Source organism: Comamonas resistens, assembly GCF_030064165.1.
Taxonomy (GTDB): Bacteria; Pseudomonadota; Gammaproteobacteria; order Burkholderiales; family Burkholderiaceae_C; genus Comamonas; species Comamonas resistens.
Window position 1 is genome coordinate 3,779,041 of record NZ_CP125947.1, and the last position, 20,727, is coordinate 3,799,767.

The 20,727-nt window shown below is 62.9% G+C and carries 18 protein-coding genes; 13 read left to right on the forward strand and 5 right to left on the reverse strand.

Annotated elements, in window-relative coordinates; translation table 11 throughout:
• Positions 1 to 25: 25 nt before the first annotated feature.
• A complete protein-coding gene (gene xseB, locus QMY55_RS17565) occupies positions 26 to 265 on the reverse strand; it encodes an exodeoxyribonuclease VII small subunit (RefSeq protein WP_283485438.1) in 240 nt (79 codons plus the stop codon).
• A 394-nt stretch (positions 266 to 659) separates the two neighbouring features.
• Here xseB and QMY55_RS17570 point away from each other — a divergent pair, with 394 nt between their 5' ends.
• The 5 genes from QMY55_RS17570 (at position 660) to flhC (ending at position 5,209) form a co-directional block, all read left to right on the forward strand.
• Positions 660 to 1,799 (forward strand): aromatic ring-hydroxylating oxygenase subunit alpha, encoded by a 1,140-nt coding sequence (locus QMY55_RS17570; RefSeq protein ID WP_283485439.1) that lies wholly within the window; start codon positions 660 to 662, stop codon positions 1,797 to 1,799.
• A gap of 86 nt (positions 1,800 to 1,885) precedes the next feature.
• Positions 1,886 to 2,800 (forward strand): DMT family transporter, encoded by a 915-nt coding sequence (locus QMY55_RS17575; RefSeq protein WP_283485440.1) that lies wholly within the window; start codon positions 1,886 to 1,888, stop codon positions 2,798 to 2,800.
• A gap of 183 nt (positions 2,801 to 2,983) precedes the next feature.
• Complete coding sequence (locus QMY55_RS17580) at positions 2,984 to 3,907, forward strand: sulfurtransferase (protein WP_283485441.1); 924 nt, start codon at positions 2,984 to 2,986, stop codon at positions 3,905 to 3,907.
• Positions 3,908 to 4,293: 386 nt separating this feature from the next.
• Positions 4,294 to 4,620, forward strand: coding sequence for a flagellar transcriptional regulator FlhD (gene flhD, locus QMY55_RS17585; protein ID WP_283485442.1), 327 nt, complete (start codon positions 4,294 to 4,296; stop codon positions 4,618 to 4,620).
• A 37-nt stretch (positions 4,621 to 4,657) separates the two neighbouring features.
• Positions 4,658 to 5,209: a flagellar transcriptional regulator FlhC gene (gene flhC, locus QMY55_RS17590; RefSeq protein ID WP_218240406.1), complete on the forward strand. Its 552-nt coding sequence runs from the start codon at positions 4,658 to 4,660 to the stop codon at positions 5,207 to 5,209.
• A 228-nt stretch (positions 5,210 to 5,437) separates the two neighbouring features.
• On the opposite strand, the gene ppc is transcribed toward flhC, so the two are convergent.
• The gene (ppc, locus tag QMY55_RS17595) at positions 5,438 to 8,287 is read right to left on the reverse strand and encodes a phosphoenolpyruvate carboxylase (RefSeq protein ID WP_283485443.1); all 2,850 of its coding nucleotides are present in this window, start codon (positions 8,285 to 8,287) and stop codon (positions 5,438 to 5,440) included.
• Positions 8,288 to 8,366: 79 nt separating this feature from the next.
• On the opposite strand from ppc, the gene hemC reads away from it, so the two are divergent.
• From hemC to QMY55_RS17615, 4 genes are read left to right on the forward strand one after another with little or no spacing between them, the layout of a single operon-like run.
• A complete protein-coding gene (hemC, locus tag QMY55_RS17600; RefSeq protein WP_283485444.1) occupies positions 8,367 to 9,320 on the forward strand; it encodes a hydroxymethylbilane synthase in 954 nt (317 codons plus the stop codon).
• A gap of 12 nt (positions 9,321 to 9,332) precedes the next feature.
• A complete protein-coding gene (locus QMY55_RS17605) occupies positions 9,333 to 10,160 on the forward strand; it encodes a uroporphyrinogen-III synthase (protein WP_283485445.1) in 828 nt (275 codons plus the stop codon).
• Positions 10,157 to 11,257 carry a uroporphyrinogen-III C-methyltransferase gene (locus QMY55_RS17610; RefSeq protein ID WP_283485446.1) on the forward strand — a complete coding sequence of 367 codons (1,101 nt, stop codon included), beginning with the start codon at positions 10,157 to 10,159 and terminating at the stop codon, positions 11,255 to 11,257. The genes QMY55_RS17605 and QMY55_RS17610 overlap by 4 nt, the downstream gene beginning before the upstream one ends.
• Before the next feature lie 17 nt (positions 11,258 to 11,274).
• Complete coding sequence (locus tag QMY55_RS17615; RefSeq protein WP_283485447.1) at positions 11,275 to 12,585, forward strand: heme biosynthesis protein HemY; 1,311 nt, start codon at positions 11,275 to 11,277, stop codon at positions 12,583 to 12,585.
• Between the two features lie 148 nt (positions 12,586 to 12,733).
• Here the strand turns inward: QMY55_RS17615 and QMY55_RS17620 are convergent, their stop codons facing one another.
• The 3 genes from QMY55_RS17620 to QMY55_RS17630 are packed head-to-tail and all read right to left on the reverse strand — an operon-like array spanning position 12,734 to position 17,389.
• On the reverse strand, positions 12,734 to 14,020 hold the full coding sequence (locus tag QMY55_RS17620) for a cytochrome c (RefSeq protein ID WP_283485448.1): 1,287 nt from the start codon (positions 14,018 to 14,020) through the stop codon (positions 12,734 to 12,736).
• Entirely contained in the window at positions 14,013 to 14,582 is a 570-nt protein-coding gene (locus QMY55_RS17625) for a (2Fe-2S)-binding protein (RefSeq protein ID WP_283485449.1), read from the reverse strand. The genes QMY55_RS17620 and QMY55_RS17625 overlap by 8 nt, the downstream gene beginning before the upstream one ends.
• Positions 14,582 to 17,389 (reverse strand): xanthine dehydrogenase family protein molybdopterin-binding subunit, encoded by a 2,808-nt coding sequence (locus QMY55_RS17630; protein WP_283485450.1) that lies wholly within the window; start codon positions 17,387 to 17,389, stop codon positions 14,582 to 14,584. Before QMY55_RS17630 ends, QMY55_RS17625 begins: the two co-directional genes overlap by 1 nt.
• Before the next feature lie 512 nt (positions 17,390 to 17,901).
• Here QMY55_RS17630 and QMY55_RS17635 point away from each other — a divergent pair.
• The 4 genes from QMY55_RS17635 (at position 17,902) to QMY55_RS17650 (ending at position 20,642) form a co-directional block, all read left to right on the forward strand.
• Entirely contained in the window at positions 17,902 to 18,465 is a 564-nt protein-coding gene (locus QMY55_RS17635; protein ID WP_283485451.1) for a cytochrome b, read from the forward strand.
• 132 nt (positions 18,466 to 18,597) lie between these two features.
• Entirely contained in the window at positions 18,598 to 19,161 is a 564-nt protein-coding gene (locus QMY55_RS17640; RefSeq protein WP_283485452.1) for a YceI family protein, read from the forward strand.
• 84 nt (positions 19,162 to 19,245) lie between these two features.
• Positions 19,246 to 19,821: a YceI family protein gene (locus QMY55_RS17645; protein ID WP_283485453.1), complete on the forward strand. Its 576-nt coding sequence runs from the start codon at positions 19,246 to 19,248 to the stop codon at positions 19,819 to 19,821.
• Positions 19,822 to 19,994: 173 nt separating this feature from the next.
• Entirely contained in the window at positions 19,995 to 20,642 is a 648-nt protein-coding gene (locus tag QMY55_RS17650) for a VOC family protein (RefSeq protein WP_283485454.1), read from the forward strand.
• Positions 20,643 to 20,727 lie beyond the last annotated feature (85 nt).

Sequence of the window (20,727 nt, forward strand, 5' to 3'; positions counted from 1 at the left end):
GGGCTGTTTCAGAGAGCGAAGTCGGCTAGTCCTGTGTCCAGGCCGACAACTGGCCCTCATCCAGCACCTTCACCTGCTCCTGCACCGCCTCGAGCTGGCTGCGGCAAAAGCCCAGCAACTGGGCCGCACGCTGGTAGCCACTGAGCATCTGCTCCAGCGGCAACTGTCCGGACTCGATCTGCGCAATCAGCTGCTCCAGCTCCTGCAAAGCGGCTTCGTAGCTGGCGGGTTGATCGGCTTTTTTTGCGGCAGCGGCCTTGGGCATGGGCGATGTGGGGCTGTGTTGGACGGAAACGACGATTTTAGGCGCCCCCGCCCCATCGGTGCGCAATGCCCGCAAACTCACCGGCGCAACAAGAAAATCCCCGATTGCGAATCCGCCGCACAGTCCGCTGTGACAGGGCTGCGCCACGGTTGACATCAGGCTGACCTGCGCTGGCCCGCTCAATACACGCACCGGAAAAACGGAAATAACCCCACCAGCTATAATCCCATTCCCGTCAAGCCGGCCCCATGCTTGGTCATCCTGGTCGGGCACTGAGTCAAGGCCGTTGCCCTGAGCTCTTGCCTGAACCTCATGTCCAGTCAAGGCCGGTTTCGTTTTTTACCGCGTGCGCACGTGCACCCTCCCTGTGGGGAGTCTTTAGGTCAGGTCATCCATGTCTGATTTAAGTCTTCAACTGCAGCAGGCCGCAAGCCAACTACCAGTTTCAAGTTATTTCGACCAAGCGCTGTTTCAGCGCGAGTTGGAAACCATTTTCAAGCGCGGACCGCGCTATGTCGGCCATGAGCTTGCGATCCCCGAGATAGGCGACTACTACGCTCTTCCTCAAGAGAAGGAGGGGCGCGCGCTGGTGCGCAATGCCAAAGGCGAGATCGAGCTGATCTCCAACGTCTGCCGCCACCGCCAGGCCGTGATGCTCAAGGGCCGCGGCAATCTGCTGTCCGAAGGCAAGGGCCATGCTGGCGGCAATATCGTCTGCCCGCTGCACCGCTGGACCTACAGCACCAGCGGCGAGCTGCTGGGCGCCCCCCATTTCAGCCACGACCCCTGCCTGAACCTCAACAACTACCGGCTGCGCGAGTGGAACGGCCTGCTGTTCGAGGACAACGGCCGCGACATCGAGGCCGACCTGGCCGGCATGAAGCTGCGCGAGCAGCTGAGCTTCGACGGCTTCGTGCTCGACCATGTCGAGATGCACGAGTGCAACTACAACTGGAAGACCTTTATCGAGGTCTATCTGGAGGACTATCACGTCGGCCCCTTCCACCCCGGTCTGGGCAATTTCGTGACCTGCGACGATCTGAAGTGGGAATTCGCCAAGGAATACTCGGTGCAGACCGTGGGCGTGGCACCCAGCTTCGGCAATCCAGGCTCGGACATCTACAAGAAGTGGCACGAGGTGCTGCTGAACTACCGGGACGGCAAGCTGCCCGAGCGTGGCGCCATCTGGCTGACCTACTACCCTCACATCATGGTGGAGTGGTACCCGCATGTGCTCACGGTCTCGACCCTGCATCCGGTTGCCGTGGACAAGACGCTGAACGTGGTGGAGTTCTACTACCCCGAGGAAATCGCGGCCTTCGAGCCCGAGTTCGTGCAGGCGCAAAAGGCCGCCTATATGGAGACCTGCATCGAGGACGACGAGATCGCCGAGCGCATGGACGCGGGCCGCAAGGCCCTGTATGAACGCGGCGACAACGAGGTCGGTCCCTATCAAAGCCCCATGGAAGACGGCATGCAGCACTTCCATGAGTGGTATCGCAGTGCCCTGGGTGACGCCGTGCCCCAACGCTGATTAGAGAAAATCTCTACAAAAACAATAGCTGCTAGCGCATACCAGATAAGCGCAGCAGCTATTTTTTATGCTGAATTGAGTGAGTTATGAGAGCCCTGTGGATGGTGCTGGCCGCGCTGATTTTTGCGGTCATGAGTGTGTGTGTGAAGTTTGCATCCAGGGACTTCAATGCAGCAGAGATCATTTTCTATCGCGGCCTGGTCAGTATGGCCCTGCTGGCCCTGTTGGCGCGCCACAGCGGCGTGACGCTGGCCACCCGGTACCCGCGTGAACATGCCTGGCGCAGCCTTGTGGGCGTGATCTCCATGGGTGCCTGGTTCTATGCCATCGGCCATCTGCCGCTGGCCACGGCCACCACGCTCAACTCCATGAGCAGCATCTGGATGGCCGTCCTTCTGATTGCCCAGGGCCTGTGGATGCGCCATACCTTGCGCAAATCCTACGCCGCCCAGCCCGAGACGCGCCGCGCCATCCCGCCCTTTCCCTGGGCACTGGTCAGCACGGTCTTCCTGGGTTTTGTCGGCGTGCTGCTGGTGCTGCGCCCCACCAGTGCACCGACCAGCGAGTGGATTGCCGCCACGGGCGGCCTGTTTGGCGGCATGTTCGCAGCCATGGCCTATATGCAGGTGAGCACGCTGTCGCGCCTGGGCGAGCCCGAAACCCGTGTGGTCTTCTATTTCTCCATGGGCTCGGCCATTGCCGGCGGCATCACCATGCTGTTCACCGGCGTCTCACCCTTCCCCGGCTGGAGCGCGCTGTGGCTGCTGCCCGTGGGCGTGCTGGCCGCCGTGGCCCAGGTCTGCATGACCAAGGCCTATGCCTCCGCAGAGACCAAGCGCAACACCCTCGTCGTCGCCAATCTGCAGTATTCGGGCATCGTGTTCGCCGCCCTGCTGAGCCTGATGCTGTTTGGCGAGAGCATTCCCCTGATCGGCTGGGCCGGCATTGCGCTGATCGTCATCAGTGGCGCTGCGGCAACTGCGCTGCGGTCTAGAAGTTGACCCCCTGAGCGGCTGCGCCGCTTCCCCCTTGAAGGGGGACGACACCTTCGGTGCGGGGCGGCCCTTGCTCGGTGTCCCTGACGAAAGAGACGATGCTTGCAATGCCGGAAGGTTCAGGCAGGCGCCCACTAGCCCATGGCTTGGCGCCCGCATAATGAACCGTAATTTCCGGAGCGCTCATCCATGACCACCACGCCTTCCCTGCCCGCATCCGGGCGCTATGACACCCTGATTTCCGTCGAACAACTGGCCCAGATCCAGGCCAGCGGCAAGCCGCTCATGGTGTTTGATTGCAGCTTTGACCTCATGAACCCGCCTGCCGGACATGAGCAGTACCTGCAGGCCCATATCCCCGACGCCGTTTTTGCCGACCTCGACAAAGACCTCAGCGCCGCGCATGGCGTGCCCGGCGAAAACGGCCAGGTTGCCACCAGCGCCCAGGCGGCCTCGGGCGGACGCCATCCACTGCCCAGCCGCGAGCGCTTTGCGGTCTGGCTCTCTTCGATCGGCTTTGCCAACGATATGCAGGCCGTCGTCTATGACCGCAACGGCTGCAACTACTGCGGCCGCCTGTGGTGGATGCTGCGCTGGGCCGGCCATGACGCCGCGGCCGTGCTCGACGGCGGCCTGCAAGCCTGGCAGGCCGGTGGTCAGGCAGTCAACAGCGGTGAAGAGCCCTGCCGTTTTCAGGCCAACTTCGAGCTGGGCCAGCCACTGGAGACGCTCAAGACCGTCGCTCAGGTCGAGTCGGACCTGGGCCAGCCCAGCCAGACCTTGATCGATGCCCGCGCCCCCGCCCGTTATCGCGGCGAGGTCGAGCCTCTGGACCCGGTGGCCGGTCATATCCCCGGTGCGCTCAACCGCCCGTTCGGCAGCAATATCGCTGCCGACGGCCGCTTCAAGCCTGCGGCCTTGCTCAAGGCCGAATTTGACGAATTGCTGGCAGGCCGAGACCCAGCCACCGTGGTCCACCAATGCGGCAGCGGCGTCAGCGCCACGCCCAATGTGCTGGCCATGCGCATTGCCGGTTTCGCCCCTACGGCCCTGTTTGCCGGCAGCTGGAGCGAATGGTGCAGCCAGCCTGGGCGCCCTGCAGAACAGGGGTAATAGCGCGCAGGGAATGCATGGGCGCATCAAGCCTTCAGGACAGACCTCGGGTCCCGGCAAGCCGCCCATGCTCCCAGATAAGGAGCAAAAACCGGTTTATTCATGCCATAGGCATTGCTCATGAAGGCTCACAATTGCAGCAGGTAGTCAAAAAACCGTGCATTGCGCCCCTTTCAGCCGAGCAGACTCTTGATGTCATCCAGAAGGAAGACCCCGAAGTAAGGTAAATCCTACGAGCGCGCTTGTGCAACCAGACAGACTGCACCGCTGCAACCCGACTTCAGTTCGGTCCTGGCCTACAACACAATTCAAACCAACAGATCGAAACATTTTTTGACGTTTTGTTCCCGACAAAACGCGGTCTGTAGAGATTGAAAGGACAGACCATGACCAACGAACAACTGCTCGCCGAGATCCGCGAAGCCAACCTCACTTACCTGATGCTGGCCCAGACCCTGATCCGCCAGGACAAGGCCGAAGCCGTGTTCCGCCTGGGTCTGAATGAAGAATCATGCGACCTGCTGGGCTCGCTGTCCTCGGCGCAAGTGCTCAAGCTGGCATCGCGCAATACCCTGCTGGCCAGCTTCCGCGCCGACGATGAAATGGTCTGGAGCCTGCTGACCAACCACAGCAGCAACAAGATAGCCAACGCCGCCACCAACACCTTGCACGCCAACATCCTGATGGCCAGCCGTGTCTCCGAAGTGCTCTGAGCACCTCTGAACCACCCACTGTTTTCAGGAGAGACACATGCCCGCTGCCAAGACTGCCGTGAAAAGCGTTCTGAACGAATCCAAGCAAATCGAGCGCGCCGCCATGCTCATTGAGATGGGCGCCCGCATGCAGGTGCTGGAATCGGAAACCACCCTGTCCTACGAACGCCTGATCCGGCTGTACAAGGAAATCTCGGGCAAGTCCCCCTCCAAGGGCCAGTTGCCGTTTTCCACCGACTGGTTTCTGACCTGGCAGGAAAACATCCACAGCTCGCTGTTTCTGAACATCTACGAATACCTGTCCAAGGGCGTGGAACTGGATTCGGCCGAGCAGCTGACCAAGGCCTACCGCCTCTATAGCGAGCAGATTCAGGCCGCCGAGCTGGACGTGTTGCTGTCCTTCACCCGCGCCTGGCGTCTGGTGAAATTTGTCGATGCGCAGATGCTGACGCGCACGCAATGCTCGGTCTGCAAGGGCCAGTTCGTCACCGAGCCCTACGAGAATGCACGCCACTATCAGTGCGGCCTGTGCAACCCTCCCGCACGTGCCGGCAAGAGCAAGGCCGCGGGCTCCTTGATGCTGCACTAAGTGCTCCCCCTGAGCCGCTTTGCGGCTTCCCCTGAGGGGGACGGCAGCCTCGCAGCGAGGCGGCTCTTGCTCGCTGCCTCTCGCTTGGAGCGCGCCGGTCTCAAAGATCAGCTTACTATTTCATAGCTGGTCACGCCTTATACAAAAGGGTTTGAAGCATTCATATACCTCAAACCCTTTATGCATTGGCGCAAGCAGCTCCTGTTTCAAGAGCTGCTGCGATGTACCTCAACCCGTGTTGCGCACACCGGCCGCAATGCCGTTGATGGACAGATGGATGCCGTTCTTCACGCGGTCGTCGGTCTGGCCTGCGCGCCAGCGGCGCACCAGTTCCACCTGCAGATGGTGCAGCGGATCGATATAGGGGAAGCGGTGGCGGATGGAGCGCGCCAGCGCCGAGTTGTGTTCCAGCCGCTGCTTGTCGCCCGTGATGCTGTTCAAAGCTTGTACCGTGCTTTGCCATTCGGCCTCGATGGCGCCGAAGATGCGGCGGCGCAAGCGCGTATCGGTCACCAGTTCGCTGTAGCGCGAAGCCAGATTCAGATCGCTCTTGGCCAGCACCATGTCCATATTCGAGAGCAGCGTGCGGAAGAACGGCCACTGGCGGTACATCTTCTGCAGCAGGGCCAGTTGCGCCTTGGCATCCTTGCCCGGGCGGTGGATGAAGGCCTGCACCGCCGCGCCAAAGCCGTACCAGCCCGGTAGCGTCAAACGGCATTGCCCCCAGCTGAAGCCCCAGGGAATGGCGCGCAGGTCTTCGATGGCCTGGGTCGCCTTGCGCGAGGCCGGGCGCGAACCTATGTTGAGTTCGGCGATCTCGCGGATCGGCGTGCTGCTGAAAAAGTAATTGGTAAAGCCAGGGGTCTCGTAGACCAGGGAGCGGTAGGCCCCCATGCTGGCTTCGGACAGAAAAGCCGCAGCCTCGAGAAACGCCTTGGTCGCGGGCTTGGTGGGCTGCAGCAGGGTCGCTTCCAGCGTGGCAGCCACCAGGGTCTCCAGATTGCGGCGCCCGATCTCGGGATTGGCGTATTTGGAGGCAATGACTTCGCCCTGCTCGGTCAAGCGGATCTGGCCGCGCACCGTGCCCGGCGGCTGGGCCAGAATGGCCTGATAGCTGGGGCCGCCGCCCCGCCCCACGGTACCGCCACGGCCGTGGAACATGCGCAGCTGGATACCAAACTGGTCGGCCAGGTCGTCGAACAGCTCGACCAGTGCAATCTCGGCGCGGTACAGCTCCCAGTTGCTGGTAAAGATGCCGCCATCCTTGTTGCTGTCGCTGTAGCCCAGCATGATGTCCTGCTCACCACCGCTTTTCTTCATCATCTCGGCAATGCCGGGCAGCTGGTAATAGCGGCGCATGATGGGCTCGGCGTTTCGCAGATCCTCGATGGTCTCGAACAGCGGCACGGCGATCAGATCGCATTGCGCACCGTCCTGAAGCGTTCCGCGCAGCAGCCCCACTTCCTTTTGCAGCAGCAGCACTTCCAGCAGGTCACTGACGGTTTCAGTATGGCTGATGATGCAGTGGCGGATGGCCTCACGGCCCTGCAGCCGAAGCAGGCGGTGCGCAGCCTCGAAGATGGCCAGCTCGCTGCGCGCATGCTCGGAATACTCGGCCCCCATGACGCGCAGCGGCCGTGCATCTTCGAGCAGGCGCACCAGCAGCGCGCATTTGGCGTCTTCCTCCAGGCCGCTGTAATCGGACTCCAGCCGCGCCACCGACAGCAGCTCCTGCACCACGGCCTCGTGCTTGTCCGAGCTTTGGCGCAGGTCCACCGTGGCCAGATGAAAGCCGAATACCTGTACCGCACGCATCAGCGGATGCAGGCGCTGCGGTGCCAGCATGTCGCCATGGAAGCGCGAGAGCGAGTCGTCGATGACCTGCAGATCGTTCAGAAATTCCTCTGCCGTGGCATAGGCGTTTTGCGGTGCCACGGCGTGGCGTGCGGCCTCGCCGCCGCTGAGCACCTTGAGCGTGGCGGCCAGCCGTGCATACATGCCCGTCAGCGCGCGGCGATAAGGCTCGTCGCTGCGGTGCACATTGCCGTCGGGCGAGGCATCGGCCAGAGCCTGCATTTCGGGCGTGACGCCCACCAGATTGTCCGACAGCGACAGCTCGCCGCCCAGCCAATGCACCTCGCGCAGATAGTGGCGCAGCGCCACATCGGCCTGGCGCGACAGGGCCAGTTCCAGGCTCTCGGCCGTCACAAAGGGGTTGCCGTCACGGTCGCCGCCAATCCACTGGCCCATGCGCAAAAAGCTGTGGGCAGACAGTTTCTGACCCAGCTCCTGCTCCAGCTGGGTGTAGATCTTGGGAATCTCGTGCAAAAAGGTCGCTTCGTAATACGACAGCGCGTTCTCGATCTCGTCGGCCACGGTGAGCTTGGAGTGGCGCAGCAGCCTGGTCTGCCACAACTGGGCCACACAGGCACGCAGCTGCGCATCGACGCGGGCCAGCTCACGCGGGGTCAGCGCGTCCTTGGCACTGTTGTAGAGCTGGGCACGCATCTCGATATCGTCACGCTCGGCCATCAGTTGGGCGATGCGGCGCTCGGCCATCAGAATGCTCTGGCGCTGCACCTCGGTCGGATGGGCAGTCAGCACCGGAGAGATAAAGCTCCTGGTCAGCATCTGGGCCACCGAGCCCGAGGAAATGCCCGCCCAGCGCAACCGGGCCAGCGCCACTTCGATGCTGCCTTCCTGCGTATTGCCGGCACGCTCGTGCACGGCGCGGCGGCGGATATGGTGGCGGTCTTCGGCCAGATTGGCCAGATGCGAGAAATAGGTGAAGGCGCGGATCACGCTGACGGTCTGGTCGCTGGACAGGCCCTTGAGCAGCTTCTTGAGCGCCTTGTCGGCCGCTTCGTCGGCATCGCGGCGAAACGCCACGGAAAGCTGACGTACCTGCTCCACCAGAGCAAATGCCTGCTCGCCCTCCTGCTCCCGAATCACATCGCCCAATATCCGGCCCAGCAGGCGAATGTCTTCGATCAACGGCAAATCCTTGTCCTTGGACTTGTCCGTCGTGCGCAAGGGCTTGTCGGCACTGGCGGATTTCGAGGCTCGGGCAGAAGGCATTGAGTATTCTCCTTGGGCTCTGTATAGGTCAACTTGCCATGCTAGCATCCCCTGTTACCTGCCAGATACAGCGTCCGTTATGAATTCCGCATCGTCCAAACCAGCATCCATCGTCATTGCCACACGCGAAAGCCAGCTGGCCATGTGGCAGGCCGAACATGTGCAGGCGATCTTGCGCAGCCGCGGCCATGAGGTCGAACTGCTGGGCATGACCACCAAGGGCGACCAGATCCTGGACCGCGCACTGTCCAAGGTGGGCGGCAAGGGCCTGTTCGTCAAGGAGCTGGAAGTGGCGCTCGAGGAAGGCCGCGCCGACATGGCCGTGCATTCACTCAAGGACGTGCCCATGGAGCTGCCCGAAGGCTTTGTGCTGGCCTGCGTGATGACGCGCGAAGACCCGCGCGATGCCTTTGTCTCCAACAAATATGCATCGCTGGACGAGCTGCCTCAGGGCGCCGTGGTCGGCACTTCCAGCCTGCGCCGCCAGGCCCTGCTGCAGGCCCTGCGCCCCGATCTGAAGATCGAGCCGCTGCGCGGCAACGTCAACACCCGCCTGCGCAAGCTCGATGAAGGTCAGTACGACGCCATCGTGCTGGCCGCAGCCGGCCTGATGCGCCTTGGCATGGCCGACCGCATCCGCATGAAGTTCGATCCCGCCCAGATGCTGCCGGCCGCTGGCCAGGGCGCCCTGGGCATCGAGGTCTGTACCAATCGCCAGGACATCATGGAAGCCCTGGCACCGCTGGCCGACATGCCCACCTGGCTGACCGTGACGGCCGAGCGTGCCGTCAGCCGCTGCATGGGGGGCAGCTGCTCCATGCCTTTGGCCGCTTTCGGCCGCTTTGAGGGCAACACCCTGCACATGGATGCCGCCTGGGGCGATATCGAAGGCCAGAAGCCTCTGGTGCGCGTGCAAGCCAGCGCCACCGTCACCGACTTTGCCACCGCCAATGCGCTGGGCGAAAGCCTGGCCGCACAGCTGCAGGCCGCAGGTGCCATACCTGCCAAGGTCTCCGCCACCAAGCAAGCCTGAGCGGCCACAGCCATGCGCGCGCGCATTCTGGTCACCCGCCCGCAGCACGATGCCCAGCCCTGGGTGAGCGCGCTGCAATCGCGGGGCTGGGAAGCCCATGCCCTGCCGCTGATGGGCATAGGCCCTTGCAGCGACGAAGCAGCCCAGCAGGCGCTGGCCCAGGCCAGAGCCTGTGCCCTCACCCCAGCTCACTACCGCGCCGTGATGTTTGTCAGCGGCAACGCGGTTCAGTATTTCTTTGCATCAAATTCGCCCGAAGCGCTTACCCATCAAGCGCTGTTAGCTCCCGATACAAGAGCATGGACACCGGGCCCCGGCACGGCGCGCGCGCTGCTGGCCGCAGGCATTCCCGCCGGCCAGATCGACGGCCCGGCCGCAGATGCTGCGCAGTTCGAATCCGAAACCCTGTGGCAACGCGTGCGCAAGCAGATTCGCCCCGGCGACCGCGTGCTCATAGTGCGCGGCGACAGCCCGACGCCTGAAACTGCGCCCCCATCCACCCAGGGCGCGGGCCGCGACTGGCTGGCCGCACGCCTGCGCGAAGCGGGTGCCGAGGTGGAGTTGCTGGCCGTCTACCAGCGATTGCTGCCGCAATGGACGCCGCAACAGCGGGAGCTGGCCCGCAATGCCGCCACCGACCGCAGCCTGTGGCTGTTCAGCAGCTCCGAAGCTGTTGCCAACCTACAACAGATGCTGCCCGGTCAAAGCTGGCAGCAGGCGCGGGCACTCACCACCCACGCTCGTATTGCCGCCAAGGCCGAAGCCGCCGGTTTTGGCCTGGTACTGCAAAGTCGTCCAACACAGGATGAGGTGCTCGCGTCTATAGAATCGGCTCTATGAGCTCCGACGCCATCCCCACTCCTGACACCCCACACCAACCGCCTTCACCCCAGACATCCGCTGCAGCCGGCAACGGCGCGCCCATGCCCTTGGTGCTGACGCTGGGCGCAGTCGCCATCGCCGCCCTGGTGGCCTGCGGCATGCTGTGGCAGCGTGTGGGCAATATGCAGGAGCAGTTGGCGCGCCAGTCGGCCCAGTCCGGCGCCCAGTCGGTGGAGGCCCGCACCCTGGCCAAGGATGCCCAGGATCTGGCCCGCGACAGCGCAGCCCGAGTCTCCGTGATGGAAGCGCGCGTGGGCGAACTCAGTCTGCAGCGCAACCAGCTCGAAGAACTGATGCAAAGCCTCTCGCGCACGCGTGACGAGAATCTGGTGGCCGATATCGAGTCCTCCGTGCGCATGGCTCAGCAGCAGGCCGAGCTTTCGGGTAGTCTGCAGCCCCTGGTTGCCACCCTCAAATCCGCACAGAAGCGCGTGGAAAGTGCAGCCCAGCCGCGGCTGGCTCCGGTCATCCGGGCCATTGACCAGGATCTGGACAAGCTCTCGCGCATGAACGTGACCGACACCAAGGGCGTGCTCTCTCGCATCGAGGATCTGACACGCCAGGTGGACGACCTGCCCCTGATCAACGATGTGGGCCGTGCCCGCAGTCGCAGCGCCGCCCCCGACAAGAACGGAGCCCAACCAGCGGCAGCCGACAACAGCCTCACAATGACCCAATGGGCCTGGTGGCAGGGGCAGGGCCAGCAGCTGTGGGAAGCTTTGCGCGATGGCGCGGCCGACCTGGTACGCGTGCGCCGCATCGAGCACCCCGAAGTCGTGCTGCTGGCACCCGAGCAAGGCTATTTCCTGCGCGAGAACCTCAAGCTCAAGTTGCTCAATGCCCGGCTGGCACTGCTTTCGCGCCAGTGGGAATCGGCCCGCATGGACCTGAACTCGGCCAACGTCATGCTGGGCAAGTACTTCGACACGCGCGCCCGCCGCACCCAGACCGCACAGGCCCAGCTGCAGCAGATTCAGGACAATCTGCACAGCACGGATCGCGTGCAGCTCGATGACACACTGACCGCACTGGCCACAGCTGCGGCAGGCCGCTAAGCCAGGAGGACACCCCAATGCGTGCTGCCTTGTGGTTGATGGGTCTGTTTGCCGTGGCCGTGGCCACGGCCCTGTTCGCCGGCAACAACCAGAGTTCCGTGACCTGGTTCTGGTCGCCCTACCGGGTGGACATGTCGCTGAATCTGGCCATCGTCCTGATTTTTCTGGCCTTTGTGCTGCTCTACGCCGCCCTGCGCGCGCTGGCCACCCTGCTGCAGATGCCGCACCAGGCACGCCGCTGGCGCATGCAGCAGAAAGAGCGCAGCATGAACCAGAGCCTGCTGGAGTCGCTGTCGCATCTGCAGGCCGGTCGTTTTCTTCGCGCCCGCAAGGCGGCCATGACGGCCCTGTCCACCGAACAGTCGCTGCGCGACGCCAAGGCAGCCATTCCCTATGGCGAGCGCCTGAGCGCCACCGCCCATCTGCTGGCGGCCGATGCCTCGCATGCGCTGCAGGATTCGGCCCTGCGCGACAAGCACTGGCAGCAGGCCATGAGTGCCCTGCCCGAACCCGGCACTACCCAGGACCAGGAAATCCGTGAGGGCGCGCAGATGCGCTCGGCCCGCTGGGCGCTGGACGATCGCGACGCCACCGAGTCCATGCGCCGCCTGGGCGATCTGCCCCAGGGCGCCGGCCGCCGCACAATTGCCCTGCGCATCAAGCTCAAGGCTGCCCGACTGGCGGGCAACACCCAGGTAGCTCTCGACACCGCGCGCCTGCTGGCCAAGCACCGCGCCTTCTCTCCGGCCGCCTCGGCCAGCGTGGTACGTGGCCTGCTGCTGGCCAGCATTCGCGATGCACGCGATACCTCGTCACTGCAGCAGTTCTGGCTGTCGCTGGACGAAGACGAGCGAGCCATGCCCGAAGTCGCCATCCCCGCAACCGAGCGTCTGGTCGCACTGGGCGGAGAGGCCACCCAGGCACGTGCCTGGCTGCTGCCCGTGTGGGAACATCTGCTGCCACAAGCCAGCCCTCGTACCGAAGCCCACCTGCCCCAGCTGGTGCAGGTGCTGCAGTCATGCCTGGGCAAGCTGGATGCGGCCTGGCTGGCCCGTTTCGAGACAGCAGCCAACGCCAACCCGCGCGAGCCGCGCCTGCAATATCTGGCCGGCATGGCCTGCGTGCAGCGCCAGCTATGGGGCAAGGCCCAGCAATTGCTGACCCGCGCCGCACCACTGTTGCAAGACGCCCAGCTGCGCACCCGCGCCTGGCAACGTCTGGCGCTGATGGCCGAGCACCGTGGCGATATGGAAGCCTCGGCCATTGCCTGGAAGCTCGCGGCCCAGGCCATGGTGATATTGCCGGACAATCCCGCCCAGGACGAATAGGCGTAGATAGACACGGATAGGCGCGAGCAGGCGGAGCGCTCCACCCAAGCTCAGGCCATGCTGCACTCGTGAATTCCTGACCTGCAAAACAAAAGGCCACGGCCGCTGCGGCAAACCGCGCGACCGTGGCCTCAAGACAGGTCCGGACTTACTTGCTGTGCTCTATGGTCTTCACATGCTCGGCCACCTGCGCGGCGGTCACGTCGCCGGGACGGCCCCCCCAGGTCTGGCGCATGTAATTGACCAGGTCAGCCATCTCCTCGTTGCTGAGCTTGTCGGCATAGGCCGGCATGGTCTGCATGCGCTCGCCCTGGGCCAGATCGCGCTCATGCACGCCTTCGCGGATCACGCGAATCAGGTTGATGGGCGTGGGGAACATGGCCGTGGTATTGGTGCTCATGGGCACCGACGAATGCGGCTGGCCCGCGCCCTGCGCACCGTGGCAGCCCGCGCACAGGCCCAGGTAAAGGTTCTCACCCTTGACGCTGGTCTGTGCTTCGGCAGCCTTGACCTTGGGCCCCGGCATCTCGCGATTCTGGGTCAGATAGGCCGCCATGGCGCGCACATCGGCTTCCGGCATGCGCGAGGTGGAATGCTCAAGCACCGAGGACATGCGGAAAGTCATCACCCCTTGCGGCGACAGGCCAGTGCGGAAGAACTTGACCAGATCATCCTTGGTCCAGCCGCGCTCACTCAAGGCATCGGGAGTCAACGCCGGAGCGTACGAGCCTTCGATGGTGTTACCTTCCAGATAGTGCGAGCCATCCATGGCGAACGTAGCCTTGGTGCGCGGGCTGTGGCATTCGGCACAGTGACCCAGCACATCCACCAGATACTTGCCGCGCACCAGCTCGTCCACCGACATGTCGAACTCCTTGGCAGCGGGGCGATTGAGCGTATTCCACATGGCCACGGCAGGACGGATGTTGAACGGGAAGTTCATCTCGCTGGGCTTGTTGGCGACTTCCACGGCCGGCTGCTTCATCAGCCACACCCAGAGTGCATCGACATCGGCACGCGTGATCTGGTGGTAGCTGGCATAAGGCATGGCCGGGTACAGGTTCTTGCGCCCCGGCGCCATGCCGGCGGCCACTGCCCGGTACAGATCGTCGGCCGTCCAGTTACCTATGCCGTGTTCCTTGGAAGGCGAGATATTGGTACCGTAGAGCGTACCCATGGGCGTGACCATGGGCACGCCGCCCGCCAGTTCCGCCCCCGTGGTCGGCGAGCTGTGGCAGGCCGCGCAGTCACCCGCACGAAACACCTGCTCGCCGCGCTTGTACAGTGTGTCGAACTCCTGCGGGCCCAACTTGGCAAAGTCCACCGTGGCTGGCGGGACGTCGCCGCTTGCGCTGCCGTACAGATACATGCCTCCGGCCACGAGCACACCCAGCACGGCGGCTGCGCCCAGGCCCTTGATCCAGGTCTTAGCCATTGTTGACGACCTCCTTGCTGCGCTTGCCCGTGGTCAGGCCCGGCGTCTTCAGGATCACGTCGCGCACGGCGTTGTAGTAGCGCACATAGCCGGTGCAGCGGCAGATGTGGGGCTCGAGTTGATCTTCGATGGCTTTTTCCACCTCATCGGCGGGCACGGGGTGCTTCTCGAGCTTTTCCATCAGCACGGTGGCCGAGTTCACAAAGCCCGGCGTGCAGTAGCCGCACTGGAAGGAATAGTGTTCCAGAAAGGCCTTCTGCACAGGCGACGGATGGACCACACCCTTGTCGTCCACCGAGGCGATGCCCTCGACGGTACGAATGGTCTTGCCGTTGAGCCAGGTCACGCCGGTCACGCAGGCGGGCACGGTCATCGAGCCCTTTTCGGGGTCGTCCACGATGATGGTGCAGGCGCGGCAAACGCCCTGGCCGCAGCCCAGGCGGGTGCCGTTCATGCCTGCGTATTCCTGCAGGAACTCGATCATCATCAAGTCCTTGGGAACGTCGACGGGGCCTACTTTTTTACGATTGATGGTGGCGGAGAATTGGATACGGTCCTGCATCACAGTGCCTCTTTGATCTTGTCGGGGGTCACGGGGGTGGCATGGAAGCGCTTGCCCGTGGCGTGGGCGATGGCATTGACGCAGGCGGCAACCACCGGAATCATCACCACCTCGGCCATGCCCTTGGGCGGGTCGGTGCGCGACAGCGGCGGCAGCACCACGCCCTCGGCCTTCCACACGGCCACTTCGCTGGCGCGCGGCACGTGGTAGCGGTTCAGGCTCCACTGGCCATTGCCAGGGCCGGTCTCATGAAGCGGCAGGTCTTCGTACAGCGCATGGCCTATGCCCATGACGACACCGCCCTGGATCTGGCCCGAGACCAGTTCGGGCACGATCTGCGTGCCACATTCCAGCCAGGTCTTGTGCGAGAGAAGGTTCACCTTGCCCGTGCCCGGGGACACCGACAGCTCCACCATGGTCGCGCAGGGCGCGTAGTACACCGTGCCCGCGTTGTTACGCTGCACCGGTGGGTAGTAGACCTTGTCGCGTGCGATAAAGGCATAGCCGCCGGATTTCATCGCGGCCTTCTTGGCCTCACTGGCACCATTACCGTACTGCACGGACAGCGCATCGACCATGGCCTGGAACTTCTTGCCATCGACGGTGAAGTCGGCCTTGGCCCAGGCCCAGCGGTTGAAGGCATGCACGCACACGCCGGTCACGATGCCCAGCTCGTGCGCGCGAGCGGCCAGGCGCTCCAGGCTCAGCGGCTCCAGGCCTTCGGCCACGAGCATGCGGTCGCGCCACTCCAGCATGTCTTCGGTGACGGTGCTGGGCAGCAGTTGGCCGCCGCCTTCCTTGCTGGACCAGATGGACTGGGCCGCGGGCCACAGGCAGAGCTTGAGCAGCAGCTGCGCGGCCTGCTGCGTGGCGTGGCGGAAGTAGTAGGCTGAGTTCGAGGCCGACACCGGCGACACCAGGCGCGGCGTCCAGGTCGGGTCTTTGGCGAGCTCGTCTTCCTTGGCCTGGGGCGTGGTGTAGGGCTCGTCCTTGGTGTGCAGCGGCAGGTTGTCCCAGTGGTTGACCGCGAATTCCACATCGTCCGCCGGGCGGCCCAGGAAGGGCTCGACCGCCACCAGCTGCGCCGTGGTGCTGCCGGTGCCGATCTCGGTGGTGATATGGCGCATCTTGATGCGGCCCTCTGGCGTGATCTCAAGCTGAGCGATCGAGGCTTCCGCACCCGTGCCGAAGTCCTTTTGCACCGCACCGAAGCCTATGCCATAGAGCAGGCCGGGGTTGGCCGCCTCGAAGTCGGCCTTGCGCTTGGCACGCTCGGTCCACATCGGGTCCTTGGCTGCCATGTCGAGGATTTCACCTATGCGCAGATGGCCCGAGGGCGAGGCGCCCTGGGTGTTCTTCATGCTGCTCTTGAGCACGTTGCGCTGGCGCAGCTCGATGGCGTCGAGCCCGATTTCCTGGGCGATCTCGTCGACCAGCATCTCGGTATAGGCCATGGACTGCACCGTGCCATAGCCGCGCATGGAGCCGGCCGTGACGCCGATGGAGGGATGGACCTCGGTCGACAGGTCGCTCTCGGGGAAGTAGTAGATGGACTGCGCCGCCGTCACCGCCACCGTACCCACCGAGGGACTGAAGTTGGTCACGCCGCCGCCATCGCCCACCATATGGCAGGTCAGCGCATGGAACTTGCCGTCCTTGTCCACAGAGATCGCGGTCTCCACGTCGAAGGGGTGACGCTTGAGCGCGAACTGGAAATGCTTCCAGCGGTCCAGCGCCAGCCGCACCGGGCGGCCCTGGGCATACAGCGAGGCCAGCGCCACGTAGAACGGGAAGGGATGGTGCTCCTTCTGACCGTAGCCCACGGTGTAGGAGCTGATGTAGTCCAGCTTGTTCAGCGGCAGCTTGCTGTCCTTGAGCATGTGCATCACATGCTCGGCCGTGCCGTAGGGGGCCTGGCTTGCGGCCACCATATGCAGCGCACCGCTGCCCTGCTCATACCAGGCCAGCCCGTTTTCCATCTCCATGGCCATGTGTTCGATGGACTGGCTGTAGTACTTGCGAGCAAAGGCGCGCAGCCCTTCCTTGGGCTGCTTCATCTCGGCCTGGATGCGGGCCGACTCGCCCATCAGCGCGCCGAAGGCCGGGTGGCTACGGTCGGGCCAGTGCACGCCTTTTTCATCGAGCTGCGGCCAGATGACGGTGTTCTTCATCGGCGAGAACTTGTCCTCGCCGTAGGCATCCTCACCCTGTACGCGCACATAGCGCGCGGCCACATAGGGCGCACGCGGCGGCTGGGCGGCCTCGGCGCCGAAACGGAAGATGGCGTCGTTGAAGCGCAGGCGCTGGTTGGCCACGCGGAACTTCTCGTAGTCATGCCAGATGGCCACGGCCACCGGGTGACCCAGCATGGGCGAAACTTGGCCCTTCTTGACGAAGAACTCGCCGTAGAAGCCGGGATCGGGCATGCGCAGTCCGTCGGCGGCGATGGACTCTGCGTCGATCAGCACATCGGGCTGGTAATCGCTGCCCAGCACCGACAGGTCCAGGCCTTCGTAGATGCGGTCGGCGCGCGGGATATGGATGGTCAGTGCATGCGACTGCTGCTCGGGCCAGCCCTGCATGTCCCGGGCGCGCAGGTCGATGGCAAAGACCTTCTGCCCGGTGACCTTGGCCAGGCCGTCGCGGCGGTAGTTGAGCGTGTTGCCGCTGATCCAGTGGGTCTCCTGACCCCCTGCGGGCGTGATCAATTCCGCAAGCGCATCTTTGACCGGGCGCACACTTGCGATCACGCCCATGGCAGCGGCAGCTTTCAGAAAACTGCGCCGATTCAAGTCCAGTTTGGACACGGTTCCAACTCCTTGCTGCAATGCGCACAGCAACAGCAAGGACTGGCGTGGGCACATCGCTAGATGACTATGTATTCCTGAACGTTGTATGCGTCCAAGAGTCAAAAAGCAGGTGATAACGGCTGCAGTTGTTGTCGGCATTCCTGCCCACCTATCGCCAGCCTAGGCCGTCCGCCACGCTTCGGTCTTTAAAAGACTAAGAGGCGCGGAGTATAGAAACAGTGGCTCGCATGACTGTTTGTGACTTTTAATCACAAGTTAATTACTCGGAAAATTGATATCCATCAACACCAACTTCCGGCATTGGTGCTTGTCAGACAGAGCGAAGCACAGCTTTCTCTCCACGCCGAAACGGCATATGGCCCCTGCAGAAACCGTCTGTTTGCGGCTCGGGCATTCAGCTTTTTTGAATTGAAACCTCAAACCTGCTGAACCTTTTTGCACTTTCAGCTTCATACACTGCAACCCGTGCTTCGCTGATCAGGCAAGCCGCCCCAATGATTGCAGTTTCCATGAACTCCGCTTCCTCATCCTCCATCAGCCGGTACGGCTCTACAGCGATTGCCCTGCACTGGGTGCTGGCCCTGGCCTTGATCGGTATTTTCGGCTTTGGTCTGTATATGACAGGCCTGCCGTTCTCGCCCGCTCGCCTCAAATACTTCAACTGGCATAAATGGGCCGGCATGACGATTCTGATTCTGTCGGTGCTGCGCCTGGTCTGGCGCATCACCCATCGCCCGCCGGAGCTGCCCGAAGCCGTCACCCGCACCATGCCCGGCTGGCAACGCATGGCCCACCATGGCGTGCATCATCTGATGTATGCGCTGTTTTTTGCCATCCCTGTCGTGGGCTGGATGTACAGCTCGGCCGCCGGTTTCCCCATCGTGCTGTTTGGCCAGATCCCCCTGCCAGATCTGGTGGGCAAGAGCCCCGAACTGGCCGAAGCCCTCAAGCCCTGGCATGGCTATCTGGCCTATGCGCTGGCCGCCCTGGTGGTGATGCATGTCGCTGCCGTCATCAAGCATCAGGTCATTGACCGCGACGGACTCTTGTCTCGAATGATTCCGGGGAAATAACCCCCCCTGAGCGGCTTTGCCGCTTCCCCCCAAGGGGACAACACCGTCGCTGCGGGGCGGCCCTTGCTCGGTGTTTCTCGCTTGGATCGCGCCAGTTTTTAAATTTTCTCTGTTCATCACAAGGAGTTTTTGATGAAAGTCCTTTTTTCCTCTGCACTGATCGCCACCGCCCTCATGGGCACTGCCGCCCAGGCTGCCCAGACCCTGGTGCCCGCGCAAAGCGCCGTCAACTTTGAAGCCAAGCAGATGGGTGTGCCGCTCAAGGGCCAGTTCAAGAAGTTCGACGCCCAGATTGCCTTCGACGCTGCCAAGCCCGAGAACAGCAAGATCCACTTCACGGTCGACACCGGCAGCGCCACCATGGGCGCCAAGGAAACCGATGCCGAGCTGCCCAAGGCGGACTGGTTCAACATCGCCAAATTCCCCCAGGCCACTTTTGCCTCCAGCGCCGTCAAGGCTCTGGGCGCAGGCAAGTTCCAGGTGGACGGCACGCTGACCATCAAGGGCAATGCACAGAAAGTCAGCCTGCCCGTGACACTGACCCAGTCCGGTGGCACCACCATGGCCACCGGCACCCTGCCGCTCAAGCGCCTGGCCTTCAAGATCGGCGACGGCGACTGGAAGGACACCTCCATGGTGGCCGACGAGGTCAATGTTCAATTCAAGCTGGCGTTGACCGGCGTCGGCAAGATTTAAGCGTTTTTCGGCTCCAGCGCTTGATGGTCAAGCGCCTGCAGCTCATGTTTTGATAGTTTCAATCCATCAATAGGAGTTCTCACCATGCGTTCTGCCCTGTTCGCCCTGGCCGCTGCTTCCGTGCTGGCCTCTGCCGCTCACGCCGCACCTGCCACTTACGCCATCGACCCCACCCACACTTTCGCCACCTTCGAGATCGACCATTTCGGCGCCTCGACCAACCGCGCCCGCTTTGACAAGAAGAGCGGCAGCGTGCAGTTCGACAAGGCTGCCAAGACCGGCAAGGTGGAAGTGGCTCTGGACATGACTTCGGTCAACTCCGGCACCCCCGCCTTCAACAAGCACCTGCAAAGCGCCGACATCTTCAACGTGGAAAAATTCCCTGAAGCCAAGTTTGTCTCCGACAAGTTCGTCTTCAACGGCGACAAGCTCAAGGAAGTCACCGGCCAGCTGACCTTGCTGGGCAAGACGGCCCCCATCACCATCAAGGCCAACAAGTTCACCTGCTACGAAAGCCCCATGCTGCAAAAGCGTGAAGTCTGCGGCGGCGACTTCGAAGCCACCATCGACCGCACCCAGTGGGGTCTGGACTACGGCATTGCCTACGGCTTCCCCAAGGAAGTGCGTCTGGTGATGCAGATCGAAGCCGTGAAGCAGTAATCCGCTCCATAGCTCCTCACGAGCCGGGCTCATTCGAGTCCGGCCCTGGCCCGGTCCGTGAAAGCGGTCCGGGCTTTTTTGCATCTGTGCAATCCCCTTACTCAAAAATTCCCTTTAGGTTAATTAATTACGAATAGTAGAATTCATAAAAACCTTCCCAAGGAGACAGATTGATGAGCACCGCCCCCACCCCGGTCTATTCCCAGCCTCGTCGCGTTGACCTCAGCGGTCTGCCCCAGCCCGCGGCCGTGCAGCAGCTGCATCACTATGCCTACAAGGCCAAGGATGCGGAGGAGACCCGCCACTTCTACGAAGACATCCTGGGTCTGCCGCTCTATCACATCATCCAGAGCGACTACGTGCCCTCCACGGGCGAGTACTGCCCTTACACCCATTTCTTCTTCCGCCTCAAGGATGGCTCCTTCATCGCCTTCTTTGACATCGGTGATGACGAAGCGGCCCTGCCCTCGCCCAACACCCCCATCTGGATCAATCACATCTCTTTCCGCGTCGATACCGTGGAGGAACTGGAGAACACCAAGGCCCGCCTGCAGGCCTGCGGCGTGGAAGTGCTGGGCGTGACCGACCACCACATCTTCAAGAGCATTTACTTCTTTGACCCCAATGGCATCCGCCTGGAGCTGACGGCTCAATTGGCCGACGCCGTCCAGATGCAAAAGGAAAGCACTACGGCCCACGCCCGCCTTCAGGAGTGGACGGCGCGCAAAGAACAGTGGCGCAAGGAGCGTGCCGAAGGCAAGACGGCAACGCCTCTGAAGCCACAATCCAACGACCGCCCGGAATTCGTCCCTGGGAAATAACAGCTCTATCGCTACGTCTTTAATAGCTGCCAGCTCTTGGTAAATAAGCGCCATCGCCTGAAATAAGACCTACCGCGCTCATCAG